Source organism: [Empedobacter] haloabium, from assembly GCA_008011715.2.
GTDB classification, from domain to species: Bacteria; Pseudomonadota; Gammaproteobacteria; order Burkholderiales; family Burkholderiaceae_D; genus Rugamonas; species Rugamonas haloabia.
Map to the genome: position 1 here is coordinate 1 of CP136508.1, position 16,259 is coordinate 16,259.

The 16,259-nt window shown below is 55.9% G+C and carries 2 protein-coding genes, 4 tRNA genes and 6 rRNA genes; all 12 read left to right on the forward strand.

Going from position 1 to position 16,259, the window contains the following annotated elements; all coding sequences use genetic code 11:
* Positions 1-339 precede the first annotated feature (339 nt).
* A 16S ribosomal RNA gene (locus E7V67_000005) occupies positions 340-1,870 on the forward strand.
* Between the two features lie 81 nt (positions 1,871-1,951).
* A tRNA-Ile gene (locus E7V67_000010) sits at positions 1,952-2,028 on the forward strand.
* Positions 2,029-2,035: 7 nt separating this feature from the next.
* Positions 2,036-2,111 (forward strand) — tRNA-Ala (locus tag E7V67_000015).
* A gap of 221 nt (positions 2,112-2,332) precedes the next feature.
* Positions 2,333-5,205: ribosomal RNA gene (locus E7V67_000020) — 23S ribosomal RNA — on the forward strand.
* Positions 5,206-5,326: 121 nt separating this feature from the next.
* Positions 5,327-5,439 (forward strand): 5S ribosomal RNA (gene rrf, locus E7V67_000025).
* The 16S, 23S and 5S rRNA genes sit together here with 2 tRNA genes alongside, the layout of an rRNA operon.
* 368 nt (positions 5,440-5,807) lie before the next feature.
* Positions 5,808-8,144 (forward strand): penicillin acylase family protein, encoded by a 2,337-nt coding sequence (locus E7V67_000030; GenBank protein WUR13543.1) that lies wholly within the window; start codon positions 5,808-5,810, stop codon positions 8,142-8,144.
* A 127-nt stretch (positions 8,145-8,271) separates the two neighbouring features.
* Complete coding sequence (locus tag E7V67_000035; protein ID WUR13544.1) at positions 8,272-10,605, forward strand: penicillin acylase family protein; 2,334 nt, start codon at positions 8,272-8,274, stop codon at positions 10,603-10,605.
* 400 nt (positions 10,606-11,005) lie between these two features.
* Positions 11,006-12,536: ribosomal RNA gene (locus tag E7V67_000040) — 16S ribosomal RNA — on the forward strand.
* A 95-nt stretch (positions 12,537-12,631) separates the two neighbouring features.
* Positions 12,632-12,708: transfer RNA gene (locus E7V67_000045), tRNA-Ile, on the forward strand.
* A gap of 13 nt (positions 12,709-12,721) precedes the next feature.
* A tRNA-Ala gene (locus E7V67_000050) sits at positions 12,722-12,797 on the forward strand.
* 207 nt (positions 12,798-13,004) lie between these two features.
* A 23S ribosomal RNA gene (locus tag E7V67_000055) occupies positions 13,005-15,877 on the forward strand.
* A 121-nt stretch (positions 15,878-15,998) separates the two neighbouring features.
* Positions 15,999-16,111 (forward strand): 5S ribosomal RNA (rrf, locus tag E7V67_000060).
* The last annotated feature ends 148 nt before the right edge of the window (positions 16,112-16,259 follow it).

Consider the following 16,259-nt stretch of genomic DNA (forward strand, 5'->3'; position numbering starts at 1 on the left):
ATAGTTCTGTCCCTGCCGCAGCGTAGACGTGAAAACGAAACGAAGCGACGGAAACCGAGGGGTTGACGAGCTGCACGAAACACCGCATAATCTCATCTCTCTGCTGCTGACAAACACAACGATTTGTCAACGGATGCAGCAAGCGCCTGATGGCAGAATTCTTTAACAATCAACAGTCGATAAGTGTGGGCGTTTGATGTGAGTGTGCCCGGGGCTTCGGTCCCGATACTCAAAATATATAGCATCAAACGCTTACACAAGAAATAAACGTGACCTCGCAAGAGGAACGTCAGTATCTTGAGTGAGTGGCCCCGACAGCAATGTCGGAAAACAGAGATTGAACTGAAGAGTTTGATCCTGGCTCAGATTGAACGCTGGCGGCATGCTTTACACATGCAAGTCGAACGGTAACAGGGAGCTTGCTCCGCTGACGAGTGGCGAACGGGTGAGTAATATATCGGAACGTGCCCAAGAGTGGGGGATAACGTAGCGAAAGTTACGCTAATACCGCATACGATCCAAGGATGAAAGCAGGGGACCGCAAGGCCTTGTGCTCCTGGAGCGGCCGATATCTGATTAGCTAGTTGGTGAGGTAAAGGCTCACCAAGGCGACGATCAGTAGCTGGTCTGAGAGGACGACCAGCCACACTGGGACTGAGACACGGCCCAGACTCCTACGGGAGGCAGCAGTGGGGAATTTTGGACAATGGGCGCAAGCCTGATCCAGCAATGCCGCGTGAGTGAAGAAGGCCTTCGGGTTGTAAAGCTCTTTTGTCAGGGAAGAAACGGTCGTGGCTAATATCCACGGCTAATGACGGTACCTGAAGAATAAGCACCGGCTAACTACGTGCCAGCAGCCGCGGTAATACGTAGGGTGCAAGCGTTAATCGGAATTACTGGGCGTAAAGCGTGCGCAGGCGGTTTTGTAAGTCTGTCGTGAAATCCCCGGGCTTAACCTGGGAATGGCGATGGAGACTGCAAGGCTGGAATCTGGCAGAGGGGGGTAGAATTCCACGTGTAGCAGTGAAATGCGTAGAGATGTGGAGGAACACCGATGGCGAAGGCAGCCCCCTGGGCTAAGATTGACGCTCATGCACGAAAGCGTGGGGAGCAAACAGGATTAGATACCCTGGTAGTCCACGCCCTAAACGATGTCTACTAGTTGTCGGGTCTTAATTGACTTGGTAACGCAGCTAACGCGTGAAGTAGACCGCCTGGGGAGTACGGTCGCAAGATTAAAACTCAAAGGAATTGACGGGGACCCGCACAAGCGGTGGATGATGTGGATTAATTCGATGCAACGCGAAAAACCTTACCTACCCTTGACATGGCAGGAATCCCTGAGAGATCGGGGAGTGCTCGAAAGAGAACCTGCACACAGGTGCTGCATGGCTGTCGTCAGCTCGTGTCGTGAGATGTTGGGTTAAGTCCCGCAACGAGCGCAACCCTTGTCATTAGTTGCTACGAAAGGGCACTCTAATGAGACTGCCGGTGACAAACCGGAGGAAGGTGGGGATGACGTCAAGTCCTCATGGCCCTTATGGGTAGGGCTTCACACGTCATACAATGGTACATACAGAGGGCCGCCAACCCGCGAGGGGGAGCTAATCCCAGAAAGTGTATCGTAGTCCGGATTGTAGTCTGCAACTCGACTGCATGAAGTTGGAATCGCTAGTAATCGCGGATCAGCATGTCGCGGTGAATACGTTCCCGGGTCTTGTACACACCGCCCGTCACACCATGGGAGCGGGTTTTACCAGAAGTAGGTAGCTTAACCGTAAGGAGGGCGCTTACCACGGTAGGATTCGTGACTGGGGTGAAGTCGTAACAAGGTAGCCGTATCGGAAGGTGCGGCTGGATCACCTCCTTTCTAGAGTGGCACGGATCAGAAATGGTCGTGCATCAAACGCTCACACTTATCGACTGTTGTTAGAGAAACAGCAAGAAGCGCGGGTCTGTAGCTCAGCTGGTTAGAGCACCGTGTTGATAACGCGGGGGTCGTTGGTTCGAGCCCAACCAGACCCACCACAAACATGGGGGATTAGCTCAGCTGGGAGAGCACCTGCTTTGCAAGCAGGGGGTCGTCGGTTCGATCCCGTCATCCTCCACCATCGCTTCTGTTGAAAGCACAAACGTAAGTCTCGCACTGTCGAGGATTTAGGTTTGATCTTTTAGAGATCTAAGCTGTTTCGCTCTTTAACAATCTGGAAGAAGTAAAGTTTTATTAAGCGTGTGAGAAATCACACACTTAGGGTAGTGTTCGAAAGAACGCATACAAAAACTCATCAAACACAGTAGTAAATGCTTGAACCGATAGCCGTCAAGGTTATAGGGACAAGTGAATAAGTGCACATGGCGGATGCCTTGGCGATTACAGGCGATGAAGGACGTAGTAGTCTGCGATAAGCTACGGGGAGCTGACAAACGAGCTTTGATCCGTAGATTTCCGAATGGGGAAACCCACCCTTTTAGGGTATCACTCACTGAATACATAGGTGTGTGAGGCGAACGCGGCGAACTGAAACATCTAAGTAGCTGCAGGAAAATAAATCAACCGAGATTCCCAAAGTAGTGGCGAGCGAAATGGGAAGAGCCTGTACGTGATAGTCGGACTGATAGTGGAAGCCTCTGGAAATAGGCGCCATAGCGGGTGATAGCCCCGTACACGAAATCAGACCGGTGGTACTAAGCGTACGACAAGTAGGGCGGGACACGAGAAATCCTGTCTGAAGATGGGGGGACCATCCTCCAAGGCTAAATACTCGTAATCGACCGATAGTGAACCAGTACCGTGAGGGAAAGGCGAAAAGAACCCCGGGAGGGGAGTGAAATAGATCCTGAAACCGTGTGCATACAAACAGTCGGAGCGGACTTGTTCCGTGACGGCGTACCTTTTGTATAATGGGTCAGCGACTTACATTCAGTAGCGAGGTTAACCATATAGGGGAGCCGTAGAGAAATCGAGTCCGAACAGGGCGTTAGTTGCTGGGTGTAGACCCGAAACCAAGTGATCTACCCATGGCCAGGTTGAAGGTGCGGTAACACGCACTGGAGGACCGAACCCACTAATGTTGAAAAATTAGGGGATGAGCTGTGGGTAGGGGTGAAAGGCTAAACAAACTTGGAAATAGCTGGTTCTCTCCGAAAACTATTTAGGTAGTGCCTCAAGTATCACCATCGGGGGTAGAGCACTGTTATGGCTAGGGGGTCATCGCGACTTACCAAACCATTGCAAACTCCGAATACCGATGAGTGCGAGCTTGGGAGACAGACGTCGGGTGCTAACGTCCGGCGTCAAGAGGGAAACAACCCAGACCGCCAGCTAAGGTCCCAAAGATTGGCTAAGTGGAAAACGAAGTGGGAAGGCTAAAACAGTCAGGATGTTGGCTTAGAAGCAGCCATCATTTAAAGAAAGCGTAATAGCTCACTGATCGAGTCGTCCTGCGCGGAAGATGTAACGGGGCTAAGCCAGTCACCGAAGCTGCGGATATCCGTAAGGATATGGTAGGAGAGCGTTCTGTAAGCCTGCGAAGGTGTCTTGTAAAGGATGCTGGAGGTATCAGAAGTGCGAATGCTGACATGAGTAGCGATAATGCGGGTGAAAAGCCCGCACGCCGTAAGCCCAAGGTTTCCTGTTCAACGTTCATCGGAGCAGGGTGAGTCGGCCCCTAAGGCGAGGCAGAGATGCGTAGCTGATGGGAAGCAGGTTAATATTCCTGCACCGTCGTATGATGCGATGGGGGGACGGATCGCGGAAGGTTGTCTGACTGTTGGAATAGTCAGTTTCTGGTTCATAGGAGGTACTTAGGCAAATCCGGGTACGTAATCCAAGGGATCGGGACGAGCGAACTTGTTCGCGAAGCAATCGGAAGTGGTTCCAAGAAAAGCCTCTAAGCTTCAGTCATACGAGACCGTACCGCAAACCGACACAGGTGGGCGAGATGAGTATTCTAAGGCGCTTGAGAGAACTCGGGAGAAGGAACTCGGCAAATTGGTACCGTAACTTCGGGAAAAGGTACGCCCCGGTAGCTTGACCACTTTACTGTGGAAGGGTGAAAGGGTTGCAATAAACTGGTGGCTGCGACTGTTTAATAAAAACACAGCACTCTGCAAACACGAAAGTGGACGTATAGGGTGTGACGCCTGCCCGGTGCTGGAAGATTAAATGATGGGGTGCAAGCTCTTGATTGAAGTCCCAGTAAACGGCGGCCGTAACTATAACGGTCCTAAGGTAGCGAAATTCCTTGTCGGGTAAGTTCCGACCTGCACGAATGGCGTAACGATGGCCACACTGTCTCCTCCCGAGACTCAGCGAAGTTGAAGTGTTTGTGATGATGCAATCTACCCGCGGCTAGACGGAAAGACCCCATGAACCTTTACTGTAGCTTTGCATTGGACTTTGAACCAATCTGTGTAGGATAGGTGGGAGGCTTTGAAGCGGGGACGCCAGTTCTCGTGGAGCCAACCTTGAAATACCACCCTGGTTTGTTTGAGGTTCTAACCTTGGCCCGTGATCCGGGTCGGGGACAGTGCATGGTAGGCAGTTTGACTGGGGCGGTCTCCTCCTAAAGTGTAACGGAGGAGTTCGAAGGTACGCTAGGTACGGTCGGATATCGTGCTAATAGTGCAATGGCATAAGCGTGCTTAACTGCGAGACCGACAAGTCGAGCAGGTACGAAAGTAGGACATAGTGATCCGGTGGTTCTGTATGGAAGGGCCATCGCTCAACGGATAAAAGGTACTCTGGGGATAACAGGCTGATTCCTCCCAAGAGTTCATATCGACGGGGGAGTTTGGCACCTCGATGTCGGCTCATCACATCCTGGGGCTGTAGCCGGTCCCAAGGGTATGGCTGTTCGCCATTTAAAGTGGTACGTGAGCTGGGTTTAAAACGTCGTGAGACAGTTTGGTCCCTATCTGCCGTGGGCGTTGGAAATTTGAAGGGGGCTGCTCCTAGTACGAGAGGACCGGAGTGGACGAACCTCTGGTGTACCGGTTGTCACGCCAGTGGCATTGCCGGGTAGCTAAGTTCGGAAGAGATAACCGCTGAAAGCATCTAAGCGGGAAACTTGCCTTAAGATGAGATTTCCCGGAGCCTTGAGCTCCTTGAAGGGTCGTTCGAGACCAGGACGTTGATAGGTCAGGTGTGGAAGTGCAGTAATGCATTAAGCTAACTGATACTAATTGCCCGTACGGCTTGTCCCTATAACCTTGACGGTTACAGAGCATTTGCCTGTGTTTGAGTTTTACCAGTAACACCCAACTTACTTCTTCCAGATTAGTAGCCGCGTTGCCCAACCGGGAACGAGACTACGTACAAGTCATGCCTGATGACCATAGCAAGTCGGTCCCACCCCTTCCCATCCCGAACAGGACCGTGAAACGACTTTGCGCCGATGATAGTGCTGCAACCAGTGTGAAAGTAGGTTATCGTCAGGCTGTTATATAGAAAAACCCCCGTCCAGTGATCTGGCGGGGGTTTTTCGCTTTGGGCTTCGCGCTGCTCTGGCGAGCCGCGGCCCTTTTCCAATCATGCATCGTGGTTGTTGCCGAACGCGCGCTGTCAGGCACGTTGCCCCCGGGCCGGCATTCGGCGAGGGCGATCCGCCGCGCCGCCTGACAGCATGGGTTGAATGCAGCAAACCCGTTGTCCACTTCATTTCCCTACCAGATTTTACGCCTGCCGGCGCTCTCCGATCCTCACTGTTGTACAGAATATTTCTTTTGCCAGAGGTCTGCACACGCATGCAAGCCACTGCTATCCTTCGCTGTTAGATATCGTTTTAATAACTATAACGGAGGTATGGATGAGGAAGCATATTGCAGTCGCCGTGGGAATCATGGTGCTGGCCGCACAGGCTCACGCCGCAGGGGTGCGTAGTGAAGTTGCCCGCACCAGCTACGGCGTGGTGCACGTGAAGGCCAATGATTACCGCAGCCTGGGATACGGCGCCGCATACGCCTATGCCGAGGACAACGTCTGCATGCTGGCGGATACCCTGCTGACCGTCCGTGGCGAGCGCTCGCGTTACTTCGGAGGCGATGCCGAAGCCACCGCACCCCGCAACGGCGAATATGGCGCGGCGATGGACCTGTTCTTCAAGTTGCGCAATGAGGACAGCGACTTCTTCTTCAAGGGCTATCTCGACCTCGACCAATTGCGCGCCGGTTATGCCGCCGGTTCCGCCGACGTGCGCGAACTGCTGGCCGGCTATGCCGACGGCTATAACCGCTTCCTTGCCGACCACCGCAGCCGCCTGCCGAAGGCGTGCCGCAACGCGGCGTGGGTCAAGCCCATCACCGTCGACGACGTCTACCTGCTGATCGCGGAAAAGGCGATCCACGCGTCCGGCGAAGTATTCGCAGCGGCGATCGTCGGCGCATCGCGCGATCCGGCAGCCGCGCCACCATCGCTGAACAAGAGCATGCCGGCTGCAATGAAACCCCTGCCGCGCGGCATTCCGGCTGGCGTCGGCAGCAACGGCCTCGCGCTGGGCCGCGACGCGACCGCGAACGGCCGCGGCATCCTGCTGGGCAATCCGCATTATCCATGGACGGGCACCGACCGCTTCTACCAGCTGCACATGACCATTCCCGGCAAATACGACGCGATGGGCGTCAGCCTGGGCGGCCTGCCCCTGGTGTCGATCGGCTTCAACAAGCATCTCGCCTGGACGCATACCGTGACGGCGGCCTATCACTTCACGACGTTCATGCTGACACTGGACCCGTCCGATCCGACCGGGACCACGTATTACTACGACGGCGCGCCGATCAAGATGACCGAGCGGAACGTCACTGTCGACGTGCTGCAGGCCGACGGCACCATCGCGACGAAACAGCGCACGTTCTACTTCAGCAAGCATGGCGCCGTGATCGTCATGCCCGACTCGGGCGTGGACTGGACCGCGCAAACCGCCTTCGTGCTGGGCGATGCCAATCGCTTGAACACGCGCCTGGCGGAACAGTGGCTCGCGATCGGCAAAGCCGACAGCGTCGGTGCGCTGCAGCGCAGCGCCAACGCCATCGCCGGCCTGCCTTGGGTGAACACGATCGCGGCAGACAGCGACGGCAACGCGCTGTACATCGACGCCAGCGTCGTACCGCACGTCGCCACCGAGCGCTTCGCATCCGACTGCATGCTGGCGCCGACGCTGCTGGCCCTGGATGGCTCGCGCAGCGAATGCGAATGGGGCCAGGATCCGGATACGCCCAAGGGCGTGTTTGGCGCGGCGAACATGCCCACGCTGATCCGCCAGGATTACGTGGTGAACTCGAACGACAACTACTGGCTGACCAATGGGCGGGCACCGCTGACGGGGCCGGAGCCATACGGTTACTCGCCGCTGTATGGCACGCCAGGCACGCAGCCAACGCTGCGTACCCGCCTGGGCCTGGTCCAACTGGAAGGCGCGCTGGCGCAGCAGCAGTTCCTGCGGACCAGCGACGTGCACGACCTGCTGTTCTCCAACCGGGTCCACGCCGCCGAACTGGTCCTGCCGGACCTGCTGTCGGCATGCTTCAAGTCGCACGACCTGCGCCTGCTGTCGCCCTGCGCGGTATTGACCGCATGGGACCGCAAGGCCGACGTCGACAGCCGCGGCGCGGTGCTGTTCCGCGAATTCTGGAACACGGTGCGTACCCGTGCCGACCTGTGGGCCGTGCCGTTCGACCCGGCCGACCCGGTCAACACGCCCCGCGGCGTGGCGACGGACGCCATGCCGGCATTGCTGGCGGCCCTGCGTGACGCGACGGCCAAGCTGCACTCGCTGGGCGTGCCGCTCTATGGTCGCCTGGGCGACTACCAGACCCAGACGCGTAACGGTCGCCGCATCGGCTTGCACGGCGGCCAGGGCGATGAGGACGGTGTTTACAACGTGCTGACGATGGCGACGGATTTGACGTCGTCGGGTTATCGCGATGTGGCCTGGGGGAGCAGCTACATCCAGCTGATCGGGTTCGACAATGCGGGCCCGGTGGCCAAGGGCGTACTGACGTATGGCCAGTCGGTCGATCCGCTGTCGCCGTACTACGCCGATCAGTTGTCGCTGTTCGCCAGGAAAACGCTGGTGACGCTGCCGTTCACCGAGGCGCAAATCCGCACGGACCGCAATTACTCGCGCAAGGTCCTGACGGACAAATAAGTATCGGGTCGTGCCGCGGCGCTTGGCGCGCCCTGGCACGACTGTCGCGCGAGAGTGCGTTTGCGCGCGATCAAAGCCCGATGCCGGGCGCTTGCGATGATGTCCGTTGACTCATCGGAGGCAGACCATGTGGCGGTTCCATGTAGCATTGTTGTGGATGCTTTTGGCAGGCTGTGGCGACGATGGCGCTCACCCCGCACGCCGCCTCGGCGCTGAAGTGGCGCGTACGTCTTACGGCATCGTGCACGTACGTGCGGAGGATTTCGGCGGTCTCGGCTTCGGCCTCGCGTACGCCTATGCACAAGACAACATCTGCATGCTGGCGGACTTCCTGTTGACGGTACGCGGCGAGCGCTCACGCTACTTTGGCGGCGACGCTCCACCCACGGTCGGAACGAACGGCGAGTACAGCGTCGCGATCGACTACCTGAACGAGCACATGTTCGACCTGCGCAATGAGGATAGCGACTTCTTCTTCAAGGCGTATCTCGATCTCGACGCCTTACGGGCCGGCTACGCGCGCGCCAGTCCGGATGCTCGTGCGCTGCTGCGCGGTTACGTCGCCGGCTATAACCAGTATTTGCGGGAATACCGTGCGAGCCTGCCCAAGGCCTGCCATGACGCCGCGTGGGTAAAGCCGATCACGGTGGACGACCTCTATCTGCTCATTGCCGAGAAGGCCATACACGCGTCCGGTCAGGTGTTCCCGCGCCAGATCCTGGCGGCGGCGCAGGATGTGGACGAAGCACGCACGTTTGCCGCTGTCCGGCCCCGCGACTGGGGTAATCTGGGCCTGGGCAGCAATGGCCTGGCCCTGGGCGGCGACGTCACCCGCAACGGTCGCGGCATGCTGCTGGCGAACCCGCACTATCCGTGGTTCAGCACGGACCGCTTTTATCAGGTGCACCTGACGGTACCGGGTGCTTACGATGTGATGGGCGTCAGCCTGGGCGGCTTGCCTGCGGTCGTCATCGGTTTCAACAGGGACGTGGCCTGGACCCATACGGTGACGAAGGCGCTGCACTTCACGACGTTCCGCCTGCAGCGCGACAAGGCCGATCGTTCAGGCCGCAGCTACCTGATCGATGGCGTGCCGCAGCGGATGACGGAGCGCGTTGTTGAAGTGCAGTTGCGGCAGCCGGACGGCTCTCAGCGGGTACGACGCAAGACGTTCTTCTACACCAGGCTCGGCATGCCGATCGTCGTGCCAGGTGTGCCGGTCGGCCCCGACGATATCATCGTGCTGGGCGATCCCAACCGGGACAATACCCGGCTGCTCGACCAGTGGCTGGCGATCGGCCGCGCGACCAGCGTACAGGCGCTGCGTACGACGCTGGGCAGCATCATGGGCCTGCCATGGGTAAACACGGTCGCGGCCGACCGCCAGGGCGGGGCGCTCTATATCGATGCCAGCGTGGTGCCGCACGTGACAACGGCGCAGTTCCTGTCCGATTGCATGCTGTTCGGGCCGCTACTGCTGTTCGACGGGTCACGCAGTGCCTGCCATTGGGGCAGCGATCCCGGCAGTCCTGCCGGCATCTTCGGCGTGGCGCAGGCTCCACAACTGCTGCGCCGCGACTACGTTGCCAATTCCAACGACAGCTATTGGCTCACCAACAGTGCCCACCTGCTGACGGGCCCTGAGCCGCTGGGTTACTCGCCGCTGTATGGGCCCACCGCGGTGCCGCAACACTTGCGCACCCGGCTGGGCTTCGTGCAGATCGACAGCTTGCTGGCGGCACGCCACGATGTCGATCTCGACGATCTGCAAGACCTGATATTCTCGAACCGGGTGCATGCCGCGGAGCTGGTATTGCCCGATCTCCTGGCAGCGTGCCTAGGCACGACCGACGTTACCCTGGGCAACGCCTGCGGCGTCTTGCGCGCATGGGACCGCAAGGTCGACCTGGACAGTCGCGGCGCGTTACTGTTCCGCGAATTCTGGCTCAAGGCTGTCGCCTTGCCTGCAATTTGGGCGGTACCGTTCGACCCCCGCGACCCGGTCCATACGCCGCGCGGCGTGGCAGCCGCAGCGGTGCCATCGTTGCTGACTGCGCTGAAGGAAACGGCACAGCGACTGTCCGCGCTCGGCATTGCGCCCGACGCCCGCCTGGGCGACTACCAGGTCGACCAACGAGCCGCGTATCGCACCGAGGTGCACGGCGGTACCGGGGACATCGACGGCGTCTACAACGCCCTGCACATGACCGGACCGTTGACGGCGCAGGGGTATGGCAGCGTCAGATGGGGAACCAGCTATGTGCAGTTGGTCGCTTTCGACGATAGCGGACCCATCGCACGCGGTTTGCTGCCTTATGGTCAGTCGACCGACCCGGTATCGCCCTGGTATGCCGACCAGCTACCGCTATATGCCGGTAAGGACTTGCCGAGGCTGCCGTTCACAGAAGAAGAAATCCAGATGGACGGGAACTTCCGGCGCGACACCGTGTCTGAGAAATAGAGGTTGCCACGCGCAAGGCACTTTGCTATCATTCTGTCCCTGCCGCAACGTACCAGTGAAAACGAAACGACGCGACAGGGTTTTGGATCGATATGGAAACAATGCGATACAAAACGAGGGGTTGACGAGCTGCACGAAACACCGCATAATCTCACCTCTCTGCTGCTGACAAACACAACGATTTGTCACCGAATGCGGCAAACGCCTGAGGGCAGAATTCTTTAACAATCAACAGTCGATAAGTGTGGGCGTTTGATGTGAGTGTGCCCGGGGCTTCGGTCCCGATACTCAAAATATATAGCATCAAACGCTTACACAAGAAATAAACGTGACCTCGCAAGAGGAACGTCAGTATCTTGAGTGAGTGACCTCCGATAGCAGTATCGGAACAACAGAGATTGAACTGAAGAGTTTGATCCTGGCTCAGATTGAACGCTGGCGGCATGCTTTACACATGCAAGTCGAACGGTAACAGGGAGCTTGCTCCGCTGACGAGTGGCGAACGGGTGAGTAATATATCGGAACGTGCCCAAGAGTGGGGGATAACGTAGCGAAAGTTACGCTAATACCGCATACGATCTATGGATGAAAGCAGGGGACCGCAAGGCCTTGTGCTCCTGGAGCGGCCGATATCTGATTAGCTAGTTGGTGAGGTAAAGGCTCACCAAGGCGACGATCAGTAGCTGGTCTGAGAGGACGACCAGCCACACTGGGACTGAGACACGGCCCAGACTCCTACGGGAGGCAGCAGTGGGGAATTTTGGACAATGGGCGCAAGCCTGATCCAGCAATGCCGCGTGAGTGAAGAAGGCCTTCGGGTTGTAAAGCTCTTTTGTCAGGGAAGAAACGGTCGTGGCTAATATCCACGGCTAATGACGGTACCTGAAGAATAAGCACCGGCTAACTACGTGCCAGCAGCCGCGGTAATACGTAGGGTGCAAGCGTTAATCGGAATTACTGGGCGTAAAGCGTGCGCAGGCGGTTTTGTAAGTCTGTCGTGAAATCCCCGGGCTTAACCTGGGAATGGCGATGGAGACTGCAAGGCTGGAATCTGGCAGAGGGGGGTAGAATTCCACGTGTAGCAGTGAAATGCGTAGAGATGTGGAGGAACACCGATGGCGAAGGCAGCCCCCTGGGCTAAGATTGACGCTCATGCACGAAAGCGTGGGGAGCAAACAGGATTAGATACCCTGGTAGTCCACGCCCTAAACGATGTCTACTAGTTGTCGGGTCTTAATTGACTTGGTAACGCAGCTAACGCGTGAAGTAGACCGCCTGGGGAGTACGGTCGCAAGATTAAAACTCAAAGGAATTGACGGGGACCCGCACAAGCGGTGGATGATGTGGATTAATTCGATGCAACGCGAAAAACCTTACCTACCCTTGACATGGCAGGAATCCCTGAGAGATCGGGGAGTGCTCGAAAGAGAACCTGCACACAGGTGCTGCATGGCTGTCGTCAGCTCGTGTCGTGAGATGTTGGGTTAAGTCCCGCAACGAGCGCAACCCTTGTCATTAGTTGCTACGAAAGGGCACTCTAATGAGACTGCCGGTGACAAACCGGAGGAAGGTGGGGATGACGTCAAGTCCTCATGGCCCTTATGGGTAGGGCTTCACACGTCATACAATGGTACATACAGAGGGCCGCCAACCCGCGAGGGGGAGCTAATCCCAGAAAGTGTATCGTAGTCCGGATTGTAGTCTGCAACTCGACTGCATGAAGTTGGAATCGCTAGTAATCGCGGATCAGCATGTCGCGGTGAATACGTTCCCGGGTCTTGTACACACCGCCCGTCACACCATGGGAGCGGGTTTTACCAGAAGTAGGTAGCTTAACCGTAAGGAGGGCGCTTACCACGGTAGGATTCGTGACTGGGGTGAAGTCGTAACAAGGTAGCCGTATCGGAAGGTGCGGCTGGATCACCTCCTTTCTAGAGTCGGCACGGATCGTCAAGATCGTGCATCAAACGCTCACACTTATCGACTGTCGAATGAAGAAGAAACAGTAGCACCGCAGTATGAACGCGGGTCTGTAGCTCAGCTGGTTAGAGCACCGTGTTGATAACGCGGGGGTCGTTGGTTCGAGCCCAACCAGACCCACCAAGTATCGCGCCCAGGGGGATTAGCTCAGCTGGGAGAGCACCTGCTTTGCAAGCAGGGGGTCGTCGGTTCGATCCCGTCATCCTCCACCAAAAGTTTAAACGTAAGCGTGACGAGTTCACTTTTATGTTTAGTCTTTTAGAGACTACTGCTGTTTCGCTCTTTAACAATCTGGAAGAAGTAAAGTTTTATTAAGCGTGTGAGAAATCACACACTTAGGGTAGTGTTCGAAAGAACGCATACAAAAACTCATCAAACACAGTAGTAAATGCTTGAACCGATAGCCGTCAAGGTTATAGGGACAAGTGAATAAGTGCACATGGCGGATGCCTTGGCGATTACAGGCGATGAAGGACGTAGTAGTCTGCGATAAGCTACGGGGAGCTGACAAACGAGCTTTGATCCGTAGATTTCCGAATGGGGAAACCCACTCTTTTAGAGTATCACTCACTGAATACATAGGTGTGTGAAGCGAACGCGGCGAACTGAAACATCTAAGTAGCTGCAGGAAAATAAATCAACCGAGATTCCCAAAGTAGTGGCGAGCGAAATGGGAAGAGCCTGTACGTGATAGTCGGACTGATAGTGGAAGCCTCTGGAAATAGGCGCCATAGCGGGTGATAGCCCCGTACACGAAATCAGACCGGTGGTACTAAGCGTACGACAAGTAGGGCGGGACACGAGAAATCCTGTCTGAAGATGGGGGGACCATCCTCCAAGGCTAAATACTCGTAATCGACCGATAGTGAACCAGTACCGTGAGGGAAAGGCGAAAAGAACCCCGGGAGGGGAGTGAAATAGATCCTGAAACCGTGTGCATACAAACAGTCGGAGCGGACTTGTTCCGTGACGGCGTACCTTTTGTATAATGGGTCAGCGACTTACATTCAGTAGCGAGGTTAACCAGATAGGGGAGCCGTAGAGAAATCGAGTCCGAACAGGGCGCTAGTTGCTGGGTGTAGACCCGAAACCAAGTGATCTACCCATGGCCAGGTTGAAGGTGCGGTAACACGCACTGGAGGACCGAACCCACTAATGTTGAAAAATTAGGGGATGAGCTGTGGGTAGGGGTGAAAGGCTAAACAAACTTGGAAATAGCTGGTTCTCTCCGAAAACTATTTAGGTAGTGCCTCAAGTATCACCATCGGGGGTAGAGCACTGTTATGGCTAGGGGGTCATCGCGACTTACCAAACCATTGCAAACTCCGAATACCGATGAGTGCGAGCTTGGGAGACAGACGTCGGGTGCTAACGTCCGGCGTCAAGAGGGAAACAACCCAGACCGCCAGCTAAGGTCCCAAAGATTGGCTAAGTGGAAAACGAAGTGGGAAGGCTAAAACAGTCAGGATGTTGGCTTAGAAGCAGCCATCATTTAAAGAAAGCGTAATAGCTCACTGATCGAGTCGTCCTGCGCGGAAGATGTAACGGGGCTAAGCCAGTCACCGAAGCTGCGGATATCCGTAAGGATATGGTAGGAGAGCGTTCTGTAAGCCTGCGAAGGTGTCTTGTAAAGGATGCTGGAGGTATCAGAAGTGCGAATGCTGACATGAGTAGCGATAATGCGGGTGAAAAGCCCGCACGCCGTAAGCCCAAGGTTTCCTGTTCAACGTTCATCGGAGCAGGGTGAGTCGGCCCCTAAGGCGAGGCAGAGATGCGTAGCTGATGGGAAGCAGGTTAATATTCCTGCACCGTCGTATGATGCGATGGGGGGACGGATCGCGGAAGGTTGTCTGACTGTTGGAATAGTCAGTTTCTGGTTCATAGGAGGTACTTAGGCAAATCCGGGTACGTAATCCAAGGGATCGGGACGAGCGAACTTGTTCGCGAAGCAATCGGAAGTGGTTCCAAGAAAAGCCTCTAAGCTTCAGTCATACGAGACCGTACCGCAAACCGACACAGGTGGGCGAGATGAGTATTCTAAGGCGCTTGAGAGAACTCGGGAGAAGGAACTCGGCAAATTGGTACCGTAACTTCGGGAAAAGGTACGCCCCGGTAGCTTGACCACTTTACTGTGGAAGGGTGAAAGGGTTGCAATAAACTGGTGGCTGCGACTGTTTAATAAAAACACAGCACTCTGCAAACACGAAAGTGGACGTATAGGGTGTGACGCCTGCCCGGTGCTGGAAGATTAAATGATGGGGTGCAAGCTCTTGATTGAAGTCCCAGTAAACGGCGGCCGTAACTATAACGGTCCTAAGGTAGCGAAATTCCTTGTCGGGTAAGTTCCGACCTGCACGAATGGCGTAACGATGGCCACACTGTCTCCTCCCGAGACTCAGCGAAGTTGAAGTGTTTGTGATGATGCAATCTACCCGCGGCTAGACGGAAAGACCCCATGAACCTTTACTGTAGCTTTGCATTGGACTTTGAACCAATCTGTGTAGGATAGGTGGGAGGCTTTGAAGCGGGGACGCCAGTTCTCGTGGAGCCAACCTTGAAATACCACCCTGGTTTGTTTGAGGTTCTAACCTTGGCCCGTGATCCGGGTCGGGGACAGTGCATGGTAGGCAGTTTGACTGGGGCGGTCTCCTCCTAAAGTGTAACGGAGGAGTTCGAAGGTACGCTAGGTACGGTCGGACATCGTGCTAATAGTGCAATGGCATAAGCGTGCTTAACTGCGAGACCGACAAGTCGAGCAGGTACGAAAGTAGGACATAGTGATCCGGTGGTTCTGTATGGAAGGGCCATCGCTCAACGGATAAAAGGTACTCTGGGGATAACAGGCTGATTCCTCCCAAGAGTTCATATCGACGGGGGAGTTTGGCACCTCGATGTCGGCTCATCACATCCTGGGGCTGTAGCCGGTCCCAAGGGTATGGCTGTTCGCCATTTAAAGTGGTACGTGAGCTGGGTTTAAAACGTCGTGAGACAGTTTGGTCCCTATCTGCCGTGGGCGTTGGAAATTTGAAGGGGGCTGCTCCTAGTACGAGAGGACCGGAGTGGACGAACCTCTGGTGTACCGGTTGTCACGCCAGTGGCATTGCCGGGTAGCTAAGTTCGGAAGAGATAACCGCTGAAAGCATCTAAGCGGGAAACTTGCCTTAAGATGAGATTTCCCGGAGCCTTGAGCTCCTTGAAGGGTCGTTCGAGACCAGGACGTTGATAGGTCAGGTGTGGAAGTGCAGTAATGCATTAAGCTAACTGATACTAATTGCCCGTACGGCTTGTTCCTATAACCTTGACGGTTACAGAGCATTTGCCTGTGTTTGAGTTTTACCAGTAACACCCAACTTACTTCTTCCAGATTAGTAGCCGCGTTGCCCAACCGGGAACGAGGCTACGTACAAGTCATGCCTGATGACCATAGCAAGTCGGTCCCACCCCTTCCCATCCCGAACAGGACCGTGAAACGACTTTGCGCCGATGATAGTGCTGCAACCAGTGTGAAAGTAGGTTATCGTCAGGCTGTTATATAGAAAAACCCCCGTCCAGTGATCTGGCGGGGGTTTTTTCATTTCTACGCGCCATCGGAATGCATGCAAGACCCGCCGCTGGCAGGCCGCACGGCCCGGACAACAGCCGGGGTCAGACCCGCCGAGTCTCACCCCGGACCC